The organism is Shewanella sp. SR44-4 (genome assembly GCF_014163715.1).
Lineage (GTDB): Bacteria > Pseudomonadota > Gammaproteobacteria > Enterobacterales > Shewanellaceae > Shewanella.
On sequence record NZ_JACJDU010000044.1, the window covers coordinates 1 to 16,884 of the forward strand.

A 16,884-nucleotide genomic window follows, 5' to 3' on the forward strand; every position below is an offset into this window, starting at 1 on the left:
GCTTGGCATATTCTAATTTTTGAAGAGGGCTGACAGTGATTTTCGTTTTTCTAATCATGATAAATACCTTTAAGATTTTGCTTATTTTAAGCTATAAATCTCTACAGTTTCATTAGACCATTACAGTCTGGGTACAAACGATCCAGAAAATCTAATAAAGGCTATTAAGCAAAGTAGCTGACTTGTGTTCGTTCATTGCAAGTTTGAGTCAACTATTTTCCGCCTTTTACTGTGCTCGTTACTATCTCGCTTCTGTCCCGAAACGATTTAGATAGTGAGCAAATCATGTAGTCAGTCGCGGGGGGAACCACTCCATTATGAATAGTATCTCTTATCAAACCATAACCCACTAATAGCTCAATTGTTGAGCAGCTTCTAGCATGTTAAGCTCAACCTATAAAGTCTGCGACAGCGATTAGCATTATTGAAAAATAGGATTTTTATTAATAACTTGCTATTGTTTCACTAGGTTTTAAGGTTCCTTTAATAGCTCATTTTAAAGGTCCGTTTTTATAGAAAATGTGGATAGAAAATGATTGATGCGGTTTGTACTTATGGTGGGCAAAGGCACACTTTTTCAATTTTGAAATTTCAGACGTTACCTGAAACTGAAATTGAAAAGTTTAGGCAATTTTTACAATGCCCTGAGTGCAAAGGAAAAGCTTACTATCGTAAGAGAAGCTCAGACGGTAAAGCGGCGTGTTTTGGCTCTCGATATCATGTTGCAGAATGCGATGAAGGTCATTTTTCAACTCAACGAGACCGAGAGAATCGGCATAGCGTAGAAGTGAATAAAGTCATTTCAGATGCTGATATTATTAGCATTGATTTCATGTTATCAAACACCAAAAAGCCAGTTACAGAGGTGCAAACGGTTGCCTCTACATCAAGCCTCATTTCAAGCAGCCTCCCAAAAATCGATAATGCCAGTCGTAAACACAATGGCAACAATGAACAAACCAAGGTCAAAGTGCTAGGGCTAGAGAAAATCCTCAATAGCTTGATGCGTGGCAGCGATTTAGCTGAATCAAGTACTTTGATTGAGCTTGATACGGGTTATAAATTCAAAGCGAAGAATTTATTTGTTAACTTTTCCGATGCTGAGCCAAGCGATAATGCTAAACAGGCAAAGCCTAAAATGTACTGGGGTACGATTTCGTATCTAGACAAAGAACTTGATTGGTTAAATCCATCTGATTGTACTGATGTTGGCATTCCTATCTCTAAATTTAAATCGGCAATATTAGAACGTTTCAATGTATCGGAAGGGCGTCAATTAGAAGGTGCGGGGATTATTTTGTTTGGAAAATGTTTTTGGAACTCAAAGAAGACACGCAAGATAATTGAACTGTGGAATGCAGACAGAATTTTCATATCAGTACTTGAAGACTAATCTGCAATAAGCCGTTTAGCCATTAAAGGCATACAGGCTTATATCACAATATGTTGTTTACAAAATTGAAGCAGTCTTTTGATAAATGGCATGTTTGGTTTTACAGTCGTGTTTGCCGCACTTTTGCTATTGGATTGACCTTTGAGTCGATCTTCTCTTATTTTACGCCGTTCATCGGCACGGTTCGCGACTTCAGCGAACTGTTGTCTTTGTGCCAATGTCATACTTGCCATAAAGCTCCGAAAGGGAACTTTGGGCGTGGCAGCAGCTAGATTTGTTTTTGGTGTGCTACACATAGTTAAACTCTAGTTGGTAAATACTGGTGTACTTAATAAGACCGACAAGAGTGAGATAACATTTCATTTGTGGCGTAATTTACATTTGGCGGGCGATATCATCACATAAGTACGCTCAGATATTTATCACTTCTATAATTCCCTAAAGTATGTTTTGAACAACTGTTTTGCTAAATGATTGCTAATAGTTTTGGCAACTATTGACTAAACGTTTGGTAAACTGCTTAGTCTTTGTTTTTATAGCTATTATTGATAATAAAAAGCCCTGAGACGATGACGACTCAAGGCTTAGATTGATGGCAATGTTGACTAGCAAGATATGTTCACCTTGCTTTTGTTTAGCGCTCAAATTCGGATTCTGTTAAATACGTGCCATACGTTTAAGCAGTAACAACCACAATACAGGGAGCAGTAAGATATAGAAAAATAGCACTTTTGCACCGATATCACCGTAAAACAAGGTGTTGTTTACAAACCTTACAATACCCATAGGATCCCATGGCATGTAATGGATATTACCGTGTAATAACATAGCGCCTAAAATCATAATGGTAATGGCAATCCATTGTCTTGCGGGCTCGTAACTTCTCACTAGAAACGCAGGGATTAACGCGGCTAAGCCGATACCAACAAAGTTCTGTGCAAGGTGAGCCAGTATTGGATATTCACTGCTATTAAACCACCACAATAAGTTACCAGCAGCAGACTGGCCAATTGCCACGATAGTTAATGCATAATAGCCAATGCTAATGCACAGGCTGAGTATGACTAATTTGATGATATTCATTTATTCCCTTATTGTTTGAACATTCCATTAACGTTTTTTGCAAAACGTTTCAGCAGCTGAGTAGAGGCTACTTTTGTAGTATTGCATTATATCGGCTAAATGCCGCATCGAGATCGGCAATTAAATCGTCGGCATCTTCAAGTCCAATATGTAAGCGTATTAATGGTTTGCTGCTGTCCCATTGAGTAGCGGTACGGATATTGTTAATACCGAATACCCCTAAAATTAAGCTTTCGAAACCGCCCCATGAAAAGCCCATTTTAAAATGGTCCATGTTTTCAACAAAAGCAGTGACTGACGCTAAGTCGCCTTGCTTGAGTACAAATGAGAACAAACCATTACCGCCGCTAAAGTCGCGTTTAAAAAACTCGTGACCAGGGCAAGTATCGAACGCCGGATGACGGACATGATCCACTTCTGCACGAGTCGCCAACCAATTAGCCACTTTTAAGGCATTTTTATTATGTTGTGCCATACGTACTCCTAAGGTACGTAAGCCTCGCGCGGCTAAATAGACGTCATCTGGCGAGGTAGTTTGGCCCATTAAGTAACTGTTTTCGCGCAGTTGTTCCCAATGTTGTTCATTGGCAGTGGCGGTACCCATCATCACATCAGAATGGCCAACAATGTACTTGGTGGCGGCTTGAATAGAGATGTCGACACCCATATCAAATGGACGAGAATTAATCGGTGAAGCCCAGGTATTATCCAGCATTACAATGACATCATGTTCGTGAGCGATACGGCAAAGCGATGGTACATCCTGCACTTCCATGGTGATAGAACCTGGTGATTCTAAAAATAATACCTTGGTGTTAGGACGAATTAACTCACGAATGCCTGCGCCAATCATTGGGTCGTAATAGGTGGTTTCGATACCAAAGCCCGCGAGCATTTTATTGCATAAATCGCGCGTTGGTTCATAGGCGGTGTCGACCATTAATAAATGGTCGCCACTTTTTAAAAATGATAACAAAGCGCTGCTGATCGCGCCCGCACCAGAAGGGTATAACGCCGTGCCAGCGCCACCTTCAAGTTCGCATATGGCTTGTTGAAATGAAAAATGGGTTGGGGTGCCGCGACGACCGTAAAACATTTCACCGTTGGTTTTGTTTTTAATCGCAAAACGCATCTCATCCATGGTGTCGAACACCACGGTAGAGGCTCTAAATACTGGCGGATTAATAATGCCTTTAGTGAACTTTTTGTCGCGGCCAACGTTAACAATTTGGGTGGCCAGTTTATCGTCTTTGCTCATGTTGTTATTTCCATTATGTGTAGAGTCCATGGTTTATGTTTTAGCTAATGTTTATTAGCAAATATCAATGACATGGATAAATGCGCTACGGTGAATGATCTACTGATGTTTATCATCCTAGCACCAACAAACCTAAATAAAAGCGCCTAAATGCTGTGGTTGACTATTTTTCATCACTCAAGGGTAACGTCAGGCATATTTCAACCCCTTCAATGTCGTTCTCTATTATGTTGGTTGCTTTAATGCTGCCATGGTGAAAGTCGGTAACTAATCGGGCAATGTATAAGCCTAAACCAAGATGAGGCTTACCATTAATACCTTGAGGCCTGATAGACACCATAGATTCAAAAATTTGGCTGTTCATGTCTTTTGGCAGTAAAGGACCAATGTTACTGACTTTTAATATTGCCTGTTTATGATATTGGGTCAGGCTGACGGTGATGGCGCTGTCGGGCTGATGAAATTCAATGGCGTTGTTGATCAGTTTATCCATTAATTGGGCGATGTATTCCGGTACACCGTCGCAAGACATGGCTTTATCTTCAATGTGGATGCTAAAGAGCTGGTCTGGATAAGTCATTTGATAGCCTTGCATACAACCGCTAATCACTTTCTTTAATGAAAAACGACAGCTTTCAGCTTGGGTTAAACTGGCTTCCAAGCGAGTTGCTTCGCTTAAGTTATTTAAAATAAGGTGTAGGCGGCTGACACCTTCTTGGGCACGGCTAACATATTTTTGTGATTGCTCGTCCAGTTGTTGCAAACCTAAGTGTTCAAGTGAGCTGCGCACCACGGCAACAGGGGTACGCAGTTCGTGCGATAAACGCGACGACATGTTTTCTAAATAATGAGTGTATTGCCCAAGGCGACTGACAATACTTGAAAAGCTGCGTGACAAATCACCGATTTCATCTCGGTTTTTTGATGCCACAATCTGCTGTCTTACTCGGCCCTGGCTGTCGATGGCGAGTTCAGCCTGATCACGTAAACGGCGGATGCGGCTTGAAATACTCGAGGCAAAAATAAACAAGGCTAATGTGCCCATGCTCATAATAGTTAATATGACGTTAAACAGTTTTTCCAGGGCGCGGTTACGCAGGCTGCGAATGCCGTGAGTGGTTTCTTCTGCAATAACGACTCCCATGACTTTATCGTCAATCCAAATTGGGCTTGCTGCGGCTAATACTACGGCTTTGTTGTCTGGCGTTAAGCGCCATGTAGAGCCTTGTTTGCCGCTTAAGGCTTTTTCAATGTGGCTACCAGTGAGTTCAGTTGAATCTTGCAGTGAATCGATAAAGTCTTGTGGCGGACGAGTTAATATTTTGTAGTATAACGGCAGAATATATTGCTGTTTAAAGTGCAGCCAAAACGACTCAGGTTGATTGACCTCGATATCATCTGCCCAGGTGTTGGACGATGAACGAATATCACCAGATTTTGCCAGTACGCGGCCATGATTATCGACGACCCAAATACGTGAGCTGTTGTGGCTCATGCCTTTAATGATATTTTCAATTTCAGGCGAGGGCACTAACACCGTGCCTAAACTGGCTACTGAGTCGGTGGCTGAGGTACCAATAACATTCACTAATTGACGTGTTTTTGTATCGTTTACATTATGTATCGCAAAACCTAATTTACTGCCTACCATTTCGAGTGGCAGTCTAAACTCAATATTGTATCCCTTGTCGGTTTTTAACCACTGGCCTTGAATGCGCACTTCTGGGGTAACGGGCATCGATTGGCTCGGGTCGGCGGGTAATTCAAACGCACTAAGCCAACCACTTTGGGTATTGGCAATAATATAACGCCTGAACATGCCATCGGGCGATTGAGTTGCCATGACTAAGTGATCGTTTCTATCAATGCGTAAGCTTTTACGGTTACGAAAAATCAGGTTCGGGTCATTGACGTTGAAAAAGCCGTATAAATAGCCGCCGTATTTGCCCACCATATGACTAAAGCTAATATCGATTGGCTCAGTTTCGCTGCGCTGATAAATAACATGTTTGTCTGAATAGTTGAGGGTGCGATGTTGGTATAAGTCCCAGTCACTCAGTTTACCGTCGAGTTGAATGGGCCCAGCTAACGGGTAGGCGTATAAGTCGCGGCCTTTTTCAACTTGGTTTAAAAAGCTGGCTTGGTTATCAAATAATTTTGGTCGCTCATGTAGCGCCGTAGCAAGCGCTTGAGTGGTGCCTTCAAGGGTTTTTTCTTGGCCATAACGCAGGTACTTCTCCATTTCCCACACATATTCATACCCAAGCCATGGTAGGCAGAGTAAAAACAGCGACAAAATGACGACCTTGGCACGCAGCCCTATCGGTAAATTCATCTGTTAGATATTGTCCCAGCGGTAGCCCATGCCATAAACGGTATCGATACAGTCAAACTCAGCGTCGATAACGATAAACTTTTTCCTAATGCGCTTAACGTGCGAGGTGATTGTGCTGTCGTCGACGTAAATTTTAGCTTCTTGCATTAAATCCTGACGGCTGCGCACATGTCCTGGGTGTTTGGCCATGGCATGAACCATCCAAAACTCGGTCACGGTCAGTTCAATGGGTTGCGATTTCCAATATACCTGAATGCGATTGCCATCGATGGTGAGGTGGCCGCGCTCAAGTAAGTTGTCTTCTATTGGGCTTGAACCGATTAATTCTGAACGACGAAATAGGGCCGCAATACGGGCCATTAAATGGGGGAAACTGACTTCTTTTGTTAAATAATCATCGGCCCCTAAACGCAGACCACACACGGTGTCAAAGTCACTGTCGCGTGCGGTTAAAAAGATGATTGGTAGGCTGCTCGACATTGCACGCAGTGCCTGGCATAGGGTAAAACCGCCGTCTATTTCATGCTCTAAACCAATATCTATAATGGCTAGGTCTGGTAAGCGAGCATTAAAGGCGAGCATGGCTGCGGGGCGATTTGCATAGGCTTGAACACTATACCCTTGCTGTTGCAGGACATCTTTGTAGTTTTCGCGGATAGCGGCTTCGTCTTCAACAATGGCAATTCGTTTCATGGGATGATTTCAATTAATAGGCTGATAATTAGATATAGTACTGACTATACAGGATTTTATCGACCAAAAAAGCCGTTGACGGCAATTGCCATATTGTTGCCACATTTGATCGCCACATTGCCATTTTTGCTCCCCAATAAAGCCACCTATGAGGTGTTTAATAGCGACATAGAGTTAATCAGCAACGCATTAACTCATGTATTGATGATAACCATCATTTTTTTAAACAACCACTTTAAACAACCACTAAAAGGGATTCTTTATGAAAAAGCAACTTATTGCCGCAACAATTATTTCTACCATGATGATTTCAAACGTCAGTTGGGCAAATGACAATGACCATGGCATGAGCGAAGAGCGCGAACACACAGAAGAGCTAGTGGGTTTGAGCTCTGGGATTTTACTCGGTGCTGTTATCGGCGGCCCAGTGGGTGCCATTATTGGTGCATTTACCGGTACGTTTATTGGTAAGTCGGTTGGCGATGAAGCAGAACTCAGCGTCCAGAAACAACAATTAGTGCAGCAAGAACAAAAATTAACGCAAACTAACGAGCAATTAATGGCATTGAGCACTAAGCAGCAATCGTTGGAGCAAGTGTCGGAGAAATATTATCAATTACAGTCTAACTTGGCTGAACAAAAAGCGAATCAACAACAAACGCTTAATGAGTTAACCATTGGAATGAATGTGCAGTTTAAAACCGGTTCGAGCCATATTGAGCCGTTATTTGAACAACAATTAGATAATGTGGCTTACATGATGAGCTTGTCACCAGAATTGACCATAGATTTAACCGGTTATGCCGACCGCCGTGGCGATAATGATTTCAACCAAGCCTTGTCTGAACAGCGTTTAGCTGAAGTGACACAATACTTAGTTACCCAAGGCATTGCCCGCGAGCGTTTGCATGGACAGGCTTATGGTTCAACGTTGCCAATGCACCAGGAACAAAATTTTGAAAACGACTTTTTTGATCGTCGGGTGACGCTCAAGTTATTAGCCCCAGGTGCTGAACTTGCTGCTAACTAAATTTACACGTCGATTTTCCTTTTTGTTTTGAATATTACCCATCTAGGCGCAAACATTGATGTTGTAGCCTAAATGGGTGAGGAGCGAGTATGCGCCCGTTGTTTTTAATCTCACATTTGTCTATTAAACCTGTTTGTAAATCGCTGTGTTTTGGTTTGTTGTTTGTCATTTATGCCAGTATTACAACGGCATTTGCATCACCGTCTGGGTATCAAGAAGACGATATCACTCAAGGAACATTAGAGTACTTTCAACAAAATCAAGTGATACAAGCTTTTGCGCTAGATACACAAGTGAGCATGGATGTGTCGGGATTACTCAATCGGGTCACGGTTAAGCAAGTGTTTATCAATGATTCTGATCAATGGGTGAATGGGCGATACTTATTCCCGTTACCTGAAACTGCAGCTGTCGATAGCATGCAGTTACGCATTGGCGACAAAGTCATAGCAGGACAAATACAACCTAAAAAACAAGCATTACAGACTTTTGAAACTGCCAAGAAACAAGGTAAACAAGCGAGTTTGTTACAGCAACAACGACGCAATTTGTTTACCTCAGATGTCGCCAATTTAGGGCCACACGAGCAACTCGTGGTAGAAATTAGTTATCAACAAAAGGTTGAGTATCGTGATGGGCTGTTTAGTTTACGTTTTCCATTAGCGATAACACCGCGTTATAACCCGCAAGCAGATCGCACTACCGAGCAGCCGCCATTGGCCATGCCATCGAGCGCTAATACGGCGATGTCTGTTAAACACGTCAGGCCGGAACTAAATGTGAAGATGCAGGTGAACATTGATGCCGGTTTTGAACTAACGTCATTAAACAGTCTTTATCATCCGATTAAACAGTCTATTGCCGGTAATCATTACAGTGTTAACTTTGACGGCAAGCAAATTGCTGACCGTGATTTTGTGCTGCAATGGCAGGCTAACGTAGGGGCATTACCACAAGCCGCGACGTTTTATCAAACCGGTAAAACCCATGTGATAGACAATAGCGTTGGACATGAACAGACAGCACAAAGACAACCCAATCCGGTTGATAATAATATGTACTCGTTAGTGATGTTAATGCCGCCGAGTGTGGAAGTAAGCGAGCAACACCTTATTGCCAGAGAACTGATTTTAGTTATCGATACGTCTGGTTCTATGTCTGGCCAGTCTATTACTCAAGCCAAGCAAGCATTACAGTTCGCACTAGCGGGACTGCGTGACATCGACAGCTTTAATATTATTGAATTTAATAGTGACGTAACAATGTTATCTGCCACGCCATTGTCTGCTAATAGCCGTAATATTGGTAAAGCAAACCGATTTATTCAGTCATTAGATGCTGATGGCGGCACCGAAATGCGCAGTGCATTACAAACTGCGCTGGTGGACAGCGTACAGCAAGATTTTGATCAAACCGATGCTCACAGCGAAATGTTACGCCAAGTGATTTTTATGACCGACGGTGCCGTTGGCAACGAACATGAGTTGTATCAGCTTATTAATGATCAATTGGGTGACAGCCGATTATTCACGGTCGGTATTGGCTCTGCACCGAACTCCGATTTTATGCGCCGAGCGGCAACAATGGGTCGAGGAACATTTACCTATATTGGCAATGAGTCTGAAGTGCAGCAAAAAATTGAACAATTACTCAATAAAATTGAGCAACCCGTGCTGACCAATATTGGCTTGTACTATCTTGATGGCAGCGTACCGGACTATTGGCCTACAACCATTAGCGATTTATACCAAAATGAACCCCTTTGGGTAAGTATTAAATCGGCGTCACACCAACAACAGCCCATCATAGTGTCAGGCAATATTAATGGTCAATATTGGCAACAACAACTTGATTTTGAAGAAAACCAAGCAGCTAAGGGAATTGATTTGTTATGGGCAAATGCGCAAATAACATCACTTGAGCTTTATAAAGACAATGCCAGCCGCGACCGCGTCAATAAGCAAGTTGAAGCATTAGGCTTGTTGTATCACTTAGTGACCAGTCAGACCAGTTTAGTTGCGGTGGATGTGACACCGGTTAACCCATTAATTGATAGCCCTATAGATGTGCAGTTACAGCCGCATATGCCCCATGGATTAAATGCTGCTCAGTCGTCGCAAGTATTGCCACAAACCGGTACCGCAAGTCGATTATGGTTATTAATTGGTTTTAGTTTGCTTGGCTTAGGATTGTTGCACTATTTATGGTTAAGGCAGCGCTTACCAGGCCAATTGTTAGTGATTGAATCACATGATTAAACAGGAGCGGAAATATGCAGCGAACAATATCACCGACCAAGCATTGGATTGTGATTGTGCTTCTAAGCGTACTGGGATGTGCATTATTATTACAGGGAGGTTATATGCAAGCTAAAGCTCATTTTGCCCAGTTTTTAATTGAACGGGCTTTTGAAAAAACCTTGGCAGATAGCCAACCACATAAACCCTGGTCTTGGGCAGACACTCATCCGGTGGCTAAGATGCGTGTGTTGCAACAACACAATGATAGCTTGCAACCTTTAGGCAGTGACTTGTACGTATTAGCGGGGGCCTCTGGGCGTAATTTAGCCTTTGGGCCTGGATTGATGTTAGCGGGGGCGGCGTTGGGTGAGCAGGGCAATATGATAATTGCCGGCCATCGAGACAGTCATTTTATGCGTTTACAATACGTTAAGGTTGGCGACATGATTGAGCTTTATAGCACTGCAGGTGAGCGAGTGTTATATCAAATTACTACCACGCATGTGGTGCATGAAACCGACTTAGATGTGCTGGCTCCCACAGCAGAAAGTCATTTAACCTTGATAACCTGTTATCCGTTTGACCAACTGAGTGGCAATGCCGAATATCGCTATATTGTTGAAGCTAAACCAATCGATACAAAACCGCGATGCAGTGTGAGTTAGCTATTTATGGCCACTTGTCTTAATTGCAATAAAAAAGCAGAGCCCAATAGGGCTCTGCTTTTTTGTGTCAGACAACCTGTAATTAGGCTCTCATTGATTTTTCACCTCGGGCTAAACCAACCACACCAGAACGCGATATTTCAATCACTTTGGTCATATCGGTGATCGCATGGATAAACGCATCAATTTTATCACTGGTTCCGACCATTTGGATCGTATAAATATTGGCGGTAACATCAACGATTTGGCCACGAAAAATATCCGCAGTGCGTTTGACTTCTTCGCGTTGATCGCCTTGAGCTTTCACTTTAACTAAGGCAATTTCACGTTCAATATAGGCCGACTCGGTAATGTTAGCCACTTTCAAAATATCGATAAGCTTATGCAATTGTTTTTCAATTTGCTCAAGAATATTGGCATCAGCAATCACGGTAATATTTAAGCGTGACAAGGTCACATCTTCAGTCGGCGCAACGGTTAAGCTTTCGATGTTGTAACCGCGTTGAGAAAATAATCCCACCACTCGTGACAATGCGCCTGGTTGGTTTTCAAGTAATACAGAAATAATACGACGCATTAGCTTTTCTCCGTTTTGCTTAGCCACATTTCGTTCATCGCGCCGCCGCGAATCAGCATTGGGTACACATGTTCAGTCTCGTCTACGCTGATATCAACAAACACTAACTTGTCTTTCATCGCCAAGGCTTCAGCCAGCTTAGATTCTAATTCATCAGGGTGATTAATGTTCATTCCCACATGGCCATAGGCTTCAGCAATTTTGGCAAAGTTAGGCACAGAATCCATATAAGAATGGGAATGACGACCTGAATAAATCATGTCTTGCCACTGTTTTACCATGCCAAGGAAACGGTTGTTTAGGTTGATAATTTTAACCGGAGTATCATATTGCAGTGCCGTTGAAAGCTCCTGAATATTCATTTGGATAGAACCATCACCCGTAACGCACACTACAGTCGCTTCAGGGAACGCCATTTTAACGCCCATTGCCGCAGGTAAACCAAAGCCCATGGTGCCTAATCCACCTGAGTTAATCCAACGGCGTGGTTTATCGAACGGATAATATAACGCGGCAAACATTTGATGTTGGCCGACATCCGACGCCACATAAGCGTCACCATTGGTGAGTTTGTACAATGTTTCAATAACTTGCTGTGGTTTGATTCTATCTGTAGTGCGATCGAACTCTAAGCTCTTTCGTGAACGCCAAATTTCAATGTCGCTCCACCATGCTGCCATAGCTGTAGCATCATTGGTGTCCTTGGATTCATCAAGTAGATCTAACATGCCGTCTAAAATATTGTCGGCAGAGCCAACAATTGGAATATCGACCCGAACCGTTTTAGAGATAGAAGATGGATCAATATCGATGTGTAAAATGGTGGCGTTAGGACAATATTTTTCAACATTGTTGGTGGTGCGGTCGTCAAAACGTACCCCAATACCAAAGATTAAATCGGTGTTGTGCATTGCCATATTCGCTTCGTATAAACCATGCATTCCTAGCATGCCTAAACTCTGCTTATGGGTGCCAGGAAACGCGCCTAAGCCCATTAAGGTACTCACGACAGGGATGTTTAAACGTTCGGCAAGGGCAAGTATTTGTGCATCACAACCCGAAATAACCGCGCCACCACCGACATATAATACCGGTTTTTTAGCCGCTAACAGGGCTTGCAAACCGCGACGAATTTGGCCTTTATGACCCGATGTAGTGGGGTTATACGAACGCATTTTAACGCTGTCCGGATAAACATAATCATGCAGTATATCTGGGCTTAAACAGTCTTTAGGCAAATCAATGACCACAGGGCCAGGGCGACCGGTAGCGGCAATGAAAAAGGCTTTTTTAACCGTTTCTGGAATGTCTTTTGCGTCTGTTATTAAAAAACTGTGCTTAACGATTGGGCGAGAAATACCAATCATGTCGCATTCTTGGAAGGCATCATTACCAATCAAATTACTCGGCACTTGACCAGACAACACAACCAGTGGGATTGAATCCATGTAAGCAGTGGCAATACCAGTAATCGCATTGGTAGCACCAGGGCCTGAAGTGACTAACACGACGCCAACTTTGCCAGTTGCACGGGCATAACCATCAGCCATGTGCACAGCGGCTTGTTCATGACGAACTAGGATGTGTTCAATACCAGATATTTTATGCAGAGAATCATAGATGTCTAATACCGAACCACCGGGATAACCGAAGATATGGCTGACACCTTCATCTATTAATGAGCGCACGATCATACTCGCGCCAGAAAGCTTTTCCATGAAATGAATCCTTGTTAAGTTACCGTATGGTAAACAGTATCTTGTATACAACGACGGTAATCGTTTTAAAAAATAAGTTTGAAGGATAATCCAAACTCGAAGATTGAAATTGCTGTCGCAATATTCAATGGCTGGTTTCATTGTTACTGAACAAGTAACTAGCCTCCATCTTATGTAAATTTATTTTTACTGCAACCCCTTTAGTTAATTATTTTTCAAGGTTGAAATCATTTCATGTTTATGGGCTGTTTTTGGTTGTTGTGATGAGTTTGATGTTTAAGTGCTGCTATTTGCTCGGCGAAAGGGGATTGATAGTGTCTATCACCAATAATAAGGCAATAAAAAGACCACTAAAATAGTGGCCTCTGCATAATGTTATTTCAGAAATATTTTGCGTTATTCAGTTTTAGGTAAGGTACTTTGAAAAAACTGACATAATCCGACTAGCAATATTGCGCCAAGCATCAGCGCTGAAAAGGGCACGGCAGTACCATCATAAAAGTACGCCAACAGTGGCCCCGCTACTGCACCAAAACCAAATCTTAGCGTACCAATGACGGCAGTTGCGGTGCCGGTTTCTTGCTTGAACTTCATTAATACAATGGCGTCTGCATTGACCGACATGACCCCGAGCGAACCCATTAAAGGGATAAGCATTAACACGGTAAAATGATAACTTAAATCAAGTAAATTAACCGCTAGTAGGCCGGTTGCGGCAATGACGCCGAAGAATGTTGCTACGTGTAACATCCGTTTTGAGCCGAATCGGGTTACCACTCTAGAGTTAACAATATTGGCGAGCATCAAGGCTCCCACATTGGTGCTAAATAAAATCGCAAACAGCGATTTATCTAAATTAAACACTTCCATGTAAATAAATGGCGAAGCGGTTAAGTAACAAAAGAAAGCAAATGACGTTAATACACCGCTGGATAAATTCAGTTTGACGCCATTGCGAGCAAAGACTGTGTAGTAACCGCCTAAAAATGTCTTTTGACTGCGACTGCCAAGATCTTTATCGCTGGGCATTTTTAGTTTAAATAATACTAATACCAATAATGTGATGGCATAGCAACTTTGGCTTAAAAAGATAAGATGCCAATCCCCGAGCTCCATAATTAAACTGCCTAAAGTAGGGGCGAGCAATGGTGCTAACATCATGATAAGACTTACATAAGACATACCTTTGGCGGTGTTGTCGCCATAGATCTCTTTAATATAACCCGGTACCACAACCGTGGCAGCTGCGCCAATGAGAGCTTGTGCAAAACGCAATATTAAAAACTGTTCAATACTGGTACTAAGTGCAATTAACAAGCTGATAATGGTGAAACCTAATAACCCAAAAATCACCAGTGGTCGACGACCAATTTTATCGGCAAGGGGGCCAAAAATCAGCATGCCTAAGGCATAACCTGCAAGATAAATACTGAGTGACTGTTGTACTGTGGTGATGTCGGTCTCAAAACCTAATGCCAGCATGGACATTGCCGGTAAGTACATGTCTATGGCTAAAGGCGTAATGGCGACAATAGCGGCAAGCATAGGGATTAGCATCGCTAAGTGGGGAATACCCGCAGAGACTGGAGACGAGTCGAATTTTGATGGCGATACCACGTGAACCTCATGTGCTTTAGGTGTTGCAGACGATGCTAATTTAATCAACGCTAGTTTACCACGATATTAGACATTTACTGCGGCTGATTTTGTAATGAATAATATGTACAGATTGTGCTTACATTTTCATTATATTGATTTTTATTGATGGCACATAAATGCAACATTATTGTCATTAAAGCTTCATTGTTTTTGATTAGATTATTCGCTTTAGATTACCAACCTCTATTCGGAACTTTAGTTTATGATGCGCTTTGTTCAAGGAAAAACGGCACTGTTAGTGTCTGCAATAATGACCACCATGCTACTAACAGCATGCGATGGCGATGACGGCCAAATGGGCTCAAAGGGTGATAGTGGCGTAGATGGAGCCAGTGGTAATAATGGTTTATCTGCTTTGGTTAGTGTAACCCCTCTTGCTGTAGGTCATGCTCAGTGCGCGTTTGGTGGTCAGCAAATTGACACTGGATTAGACACTAATAGTAACGGTGTATTAGAGATGAGTGAGGTTGATAGCAACCAAACTCAAACGATTTGTAATGTTACCCAAAATACTTTGGCAGTTGATTTAGTGGGGCGTTATCAGTCTGGTGTTTATGGCTTAAGTGCTGCAGAAATTGTCGATTATCATCCGTTGAGTCAGAGCGCATTTGTGGTGAATGCTCAAAGTGGCAAAGTAGATGTACTCGATTTATCGACATTAACTCAAACAGCCGTTCAAGATGAAGCAGGCTACAGTTTAAATAATATTGCCAAAAAGACCGAATTGAATATTAGCGTCGATACCGGGTTAACCCTACTGGGCGCCGTGAACAGTGTCAGTGTCTCGGGTAATTTGTTAGCGGCAGCCGTTGAGCGAGGCGATGCGTTAGGTAACGCTACTCAAGGTAATGGTATAGTGGCGTTCTATCGATTATCTGAAAGCGCATTACCTGTTTATTTGTCGTTTGTTGAGGTGGGTGCATTACCTGATAATGTCACTTTTAGCCCTGACGGTAGTGTGTTGTTAGTTGCCGATGAAGGTGAGCCTAATAGCGCTTATGATGTTGACCCTGAAGGTTCTGTTGCGTTAATTGCCATTGTGGGTGGTGTGCCAGCAACCACGGCAACTGTCATTGATTTTAAAGATTTTAATATTGGTGGTACGCGTAATTCAGAGCTTAATCCATTGATTAAAATTAATGGTCCTGGCGCGAGTGTGGCGCAAGATTTAGAGCCTGAGTACATTTCAGTGTCAGCTGACAGTCAATTTGCGTATGTCAGTTTACAAGAAAACAATGCTATTGCTGTGATTGATATAGCAACAGCAACGGTAAAGCGTATTATTGCATTAGGGCTTAAAGATTTTGGTTTAGACGCTAATAAAATTGATGCCAGTGACAAAGACGATGCCATAAATTTACAAGCTTATGAAGGTGTTTATGGTATGTATCAGCCTGATACTATTGCTAGTTATCGATGGAATAATACTGATTTTATCGTAACGGCCAACGAAGGTGATGCCCGCGACTATGACGGTTTTTCTGAAGAAGCTCGAGCTGAAGATTTGAATTTAGACCCTAACCATCCGCAGTTTGCTGCCGCACAAGATAAAACTCAACTTGGGCGCTTAAAAGTCACCACGAGTATGGGCGATGAGAATAATGATGGCTTAATGGATAAAATAGTCGCTTACGGTGGCCGTTCATTTTCGATTTGGACTGCAGAGGGGCAACAAGTTTTTGACAGTGGCAGTGATTTCGAGCGTATTACCGCGGCGTTATTAGCGATGAACTTCAATAACAACAACGATGAAAACAAAGGTGATAGCCGCAGCGACGACAAAGGCCCGGAGCCAGAGGCATTAGCTATTGGCCAAATAGGTTCACATACTTATGCCTTTATTGGTTTAGAACGCACCGGTGGTTTTATGATCTACGACATTACTAACCCTTTTGCCGTATCGTTTGTCGATTATGTTCGTAATCGTAATTTTGATGCCGACTTTGCCATTGATACCGACACTGGCGAAGTAGAAGGTGATGCCTCTTTAGCGGGTGATTTAGGTCCTGAGGGGATGAAGTTTATTGCTAGTCAATACAGCCCTACCGGATTGCCATTATTGTTAATTGGTAATGAAGTCAGTGGTACCACTGTGGTATATCAATTACGTTTACAGTAACGATATCGCTACTTCTGTATCATTATGGCTATTTTATATTAGCCACAAATTAGTAACTCAAAACGCCAAGTCTAACTCGCTTGGCGTTTTTTATTGGATGAAATTTTATTTATC

Annotated in this window: 12 protein-coding genes; 5 read left to right on the top strand and 7 right to left on the bottom strand. The window is 42.4% G+C overall.

The genetic code is table 11. From position 1 onward, the window contains the following. Window positions 1-532 precede the first annotated feature (532 nt). Window positions 533-1,393 (top strand): hypothetical protein, encoded by an 861-nt coding sequence (locus H5125_RS17210; RefSeq protein ID WP_182744842.1) that lies wholly within the window; start codon window positions 533-535, stop codon window positions 1,391-1,393. Window positions 1,394-2,050: 657 nt separating this feature from the next. Here the strand turns inward: H5125_RS17210 and H5125_RS17215 are convergent. The 4 genes from H5125_RS17215 to pdsR all read right to left on the bottom strand — a co-directional run bounded on the left by H5125_RS17215 (window position 2,051) and on the right by pdsR (window position 6,762). After that, complete coding sequence (locus H5125_RS17215) at window positions 2,051-2,476, bottom strand: hypothetical protein (RefSeq protein ID WP_101087526.1); 426 nt, start codon at window positions 2,474-2,476, stop codon at window positions 2,051-2,053. Between the two features lie 67 nt (window positions 2,477-2,543). After that, window positions 2,544-3,734: a cystathionine beta-lyase gene (locus tag H5125_RS17220; protein ID WP_182744843.1), complete on the bottom strand. Its 1,191-nt coding sequence runs from the start codon at window positions 3,732-3,734 to the stop codon at window positions 2,544-2,546. Window positions 3,735-3,897: 163 nt separating this feature from the next. Next, window positions 3,898-6,069 (bottom strand): proteobacterial dedicated sortase system histidine kinase, encoded by a 2,172-nt coding sequence (pdsS, locus tag H5125_RS17225; protein ID WP_162022856.1) that lies wholly within the window; start codon window positions 6,067-6,069, stop codon window positions 3,898-3,900. A gap of 3 nt (window positions 6,070-6,072) precedes the next feature. Next, on the bottom strand, window positions 6,073-6,762 hold the full coding sequence (gene pdsR, locus H5125_RS17230) for a proteobacterial dedicated sortase system response regulator (protein ID WP_011637090.1): 690 nt from the start codon (window positions 6,760-6,762) through the stop codon (window positions 6,073-6,075). A gap of 262 nt (window positions 6,763-7,024) precedes the next feature. Between pdsR and pdsO the strand changes: the two genes are divergently transcribed. From pdsO to H5125_RS17245, 3 genes are all read left to right on the top strand, one after another. Next, window positions 7,025-7,792 carry a sortase-associated OmpA-like protein PdsO gene (pdsO, locus tag H5125_RS17235; RefSeq protein WP_182744844.1) on the top strand — a complete coding sequence of 256 codons (768 nt, stop codon included), beginning with the start codon at window positions 7,025-7,027 and terminating at the stop codon, window positions 7,790-7,792. Between the two features lie 89 nt (window positions 7,793-7,881). After that, on the top strand, window positions 7,882-10,050 hold the full coding sequence (locus H5125_RS17240) for a marine proteobacterial sortase target protein (RefSeq protein ID WP_182744845.1): 2,169 nt from the start codon (window positions 7,882-7,884) through the stop codon (window positions 10,048-10,050). 14 nt (window positions 10,051-10,064) lie between these two features. Next, entirely contained in the window at window positions 10,065-10,697 is a 633-nt protein-coding gene (locus H5125_RS17245; RefSeq protein ID WP_182744846.1) for a class GN sortase, read from the top strand. 82 nt (window positions 10,698-10,779) lie between these two features. On the opposite strand, the gene ilvN is transcribed toward H5125_RS17245, so the two are convergent. The 3 genes from ilvN to H5125_RS17260 form a co-directional block, all read right to left on the bottom strand. Next, entirely contained in the window at window positions 10,780-11,274 is a 495-nt protein-coding gene (gene ilvN, locus H5125_RS17250; RefSeq protein ID WP_101087532.1) for an acetolactate synthase small subunit, read from the bottom strand. Continuing rightward, on the bottom strand, window positions 11,274-12,992 hold the full coding sequence (locus H5125_RS17255) for an acetolactate synthase 3 large subunit (protein WP_182744847.1): 1,719 nt from the start codon (window positions 12,990-12,992) through the stop codon (window positions 11,274-11,276). The genes ilvN and H5125_RS17255 overlap by 1 nt, the downstream gene beginning before the upstream one ends. A 396-nt stretch (window positions 12,993-13,388) precedes the next feature. Beyond that, window positions 13,389-14,549 (bottom strand): multidrug effflux MFS transporter, encoded by a 1,161-nt coding sequence (locus tag H5125_RS17260; protein WP_182744867.1) that lies wholly within the window; start codon window positions 14,547-14,549, stop codon window positions 13,389-13,391. Between the two features lie 304 nt (window positions 14,550-14,853). On the opposite strand from H5125_RS17260, the gene H5125_RS17265 reads away from it, so the two are divergent. After that, complete coding sequence (locus H5125_RS17265; RefSeq protein WP_259395479.1) at window positions 14,854-16,770, top strand: choice-of-anchor I family protein; 1,917 nt, start codon at window positions 14,854-14,856, stop codon at window positions 16,768-16,770. The last annotated feature ends 114 nt before the right edge of the window (window positions 16,771-16,884 follow it).

Bases quoted from the DNA above. Each gene is read 5' to 3' on its own strand.
- H5125_RS17210 (WP_182744842.1), top strand. From the start codon at position 533: ATGATTGATGCGGTTTGTACTTATGGTGGGCAAAGGCACACTTTTTCA.
- H5125_RS17215 (WP_101087526.1), bottom strand. From the start codon at position 2,476: ATGAATATCATCAAATTAGTCATACTCAGCCTGTGCATTAGCATTGGC.
- H5125_RS17220 (WP_182744843.1), bottom strand. From the start codon at position 3,734: ATGAGCAAAGACGATAAACTGGCCACCCAAATTGTTAACGTTGGCCGC.
- pdsS (WP_162022856.1), bottom strand. From the start codon at position 6,069: ATGAATTTACCGATAGGGCTGCGTGCCAAGGTCGTCATTTTGTCGCTG.
- pdsR (WP_011637090.1), bottom strand. From the start codon at position 6,762: ATGAAACGAATTGCCATTGTTGAAGACGAAGCCGCTATCCGCGAAAAC.
- pdsO (WP_182744844.1), top strand. From the start codon at position 7,025: ATGAAAAAGCAACTTATTGCCGCAACAATTATTTCTACCATGATGATT.
- H5125_RS17240 (WP_182744845.1), top strand. From the start codon at position 7,882: ATGCGCCCGTTGTTTTTAATCTCACATTTGTCTATTAAACCTGTTTGT.
- H5125_RS17245 (WP_182744846.1), top strand. From the start codon at position 10,065: ATGCAGCGAACAATATCACCGACCAAGCATTGGATTGTGATTGTGCTT.
- ilvN (WP_101087532.1), bottom strand. From the start codon at position 11,274: ATGCGTCGTATTATTTCTGTATTACTTGAAAACCAACCAGGCGCATTG.
- H5125_RS17255 (WP_182744847.1), bottom strand. From the start codon at position 12,992: ATGGAAAAGCTTTCTGGCGCGAGTATGATCGTGCGCTCATTAATAGAT.
- H5125_RS17260 (WP_182744867.1), bottom strand. From the start codon at position 14,549: ATGCTAATCCCTATGCTTGCCGCTATTGTCGCCATTACGCCTTTAGCC.
- H5125_RS17265 (WP_259395479.1), top strand. From the start codon at position 14,854: ATGATGCGCTTTGTTCAAGGAAAAACGGCACTGTTAGTGTCTGCAATA.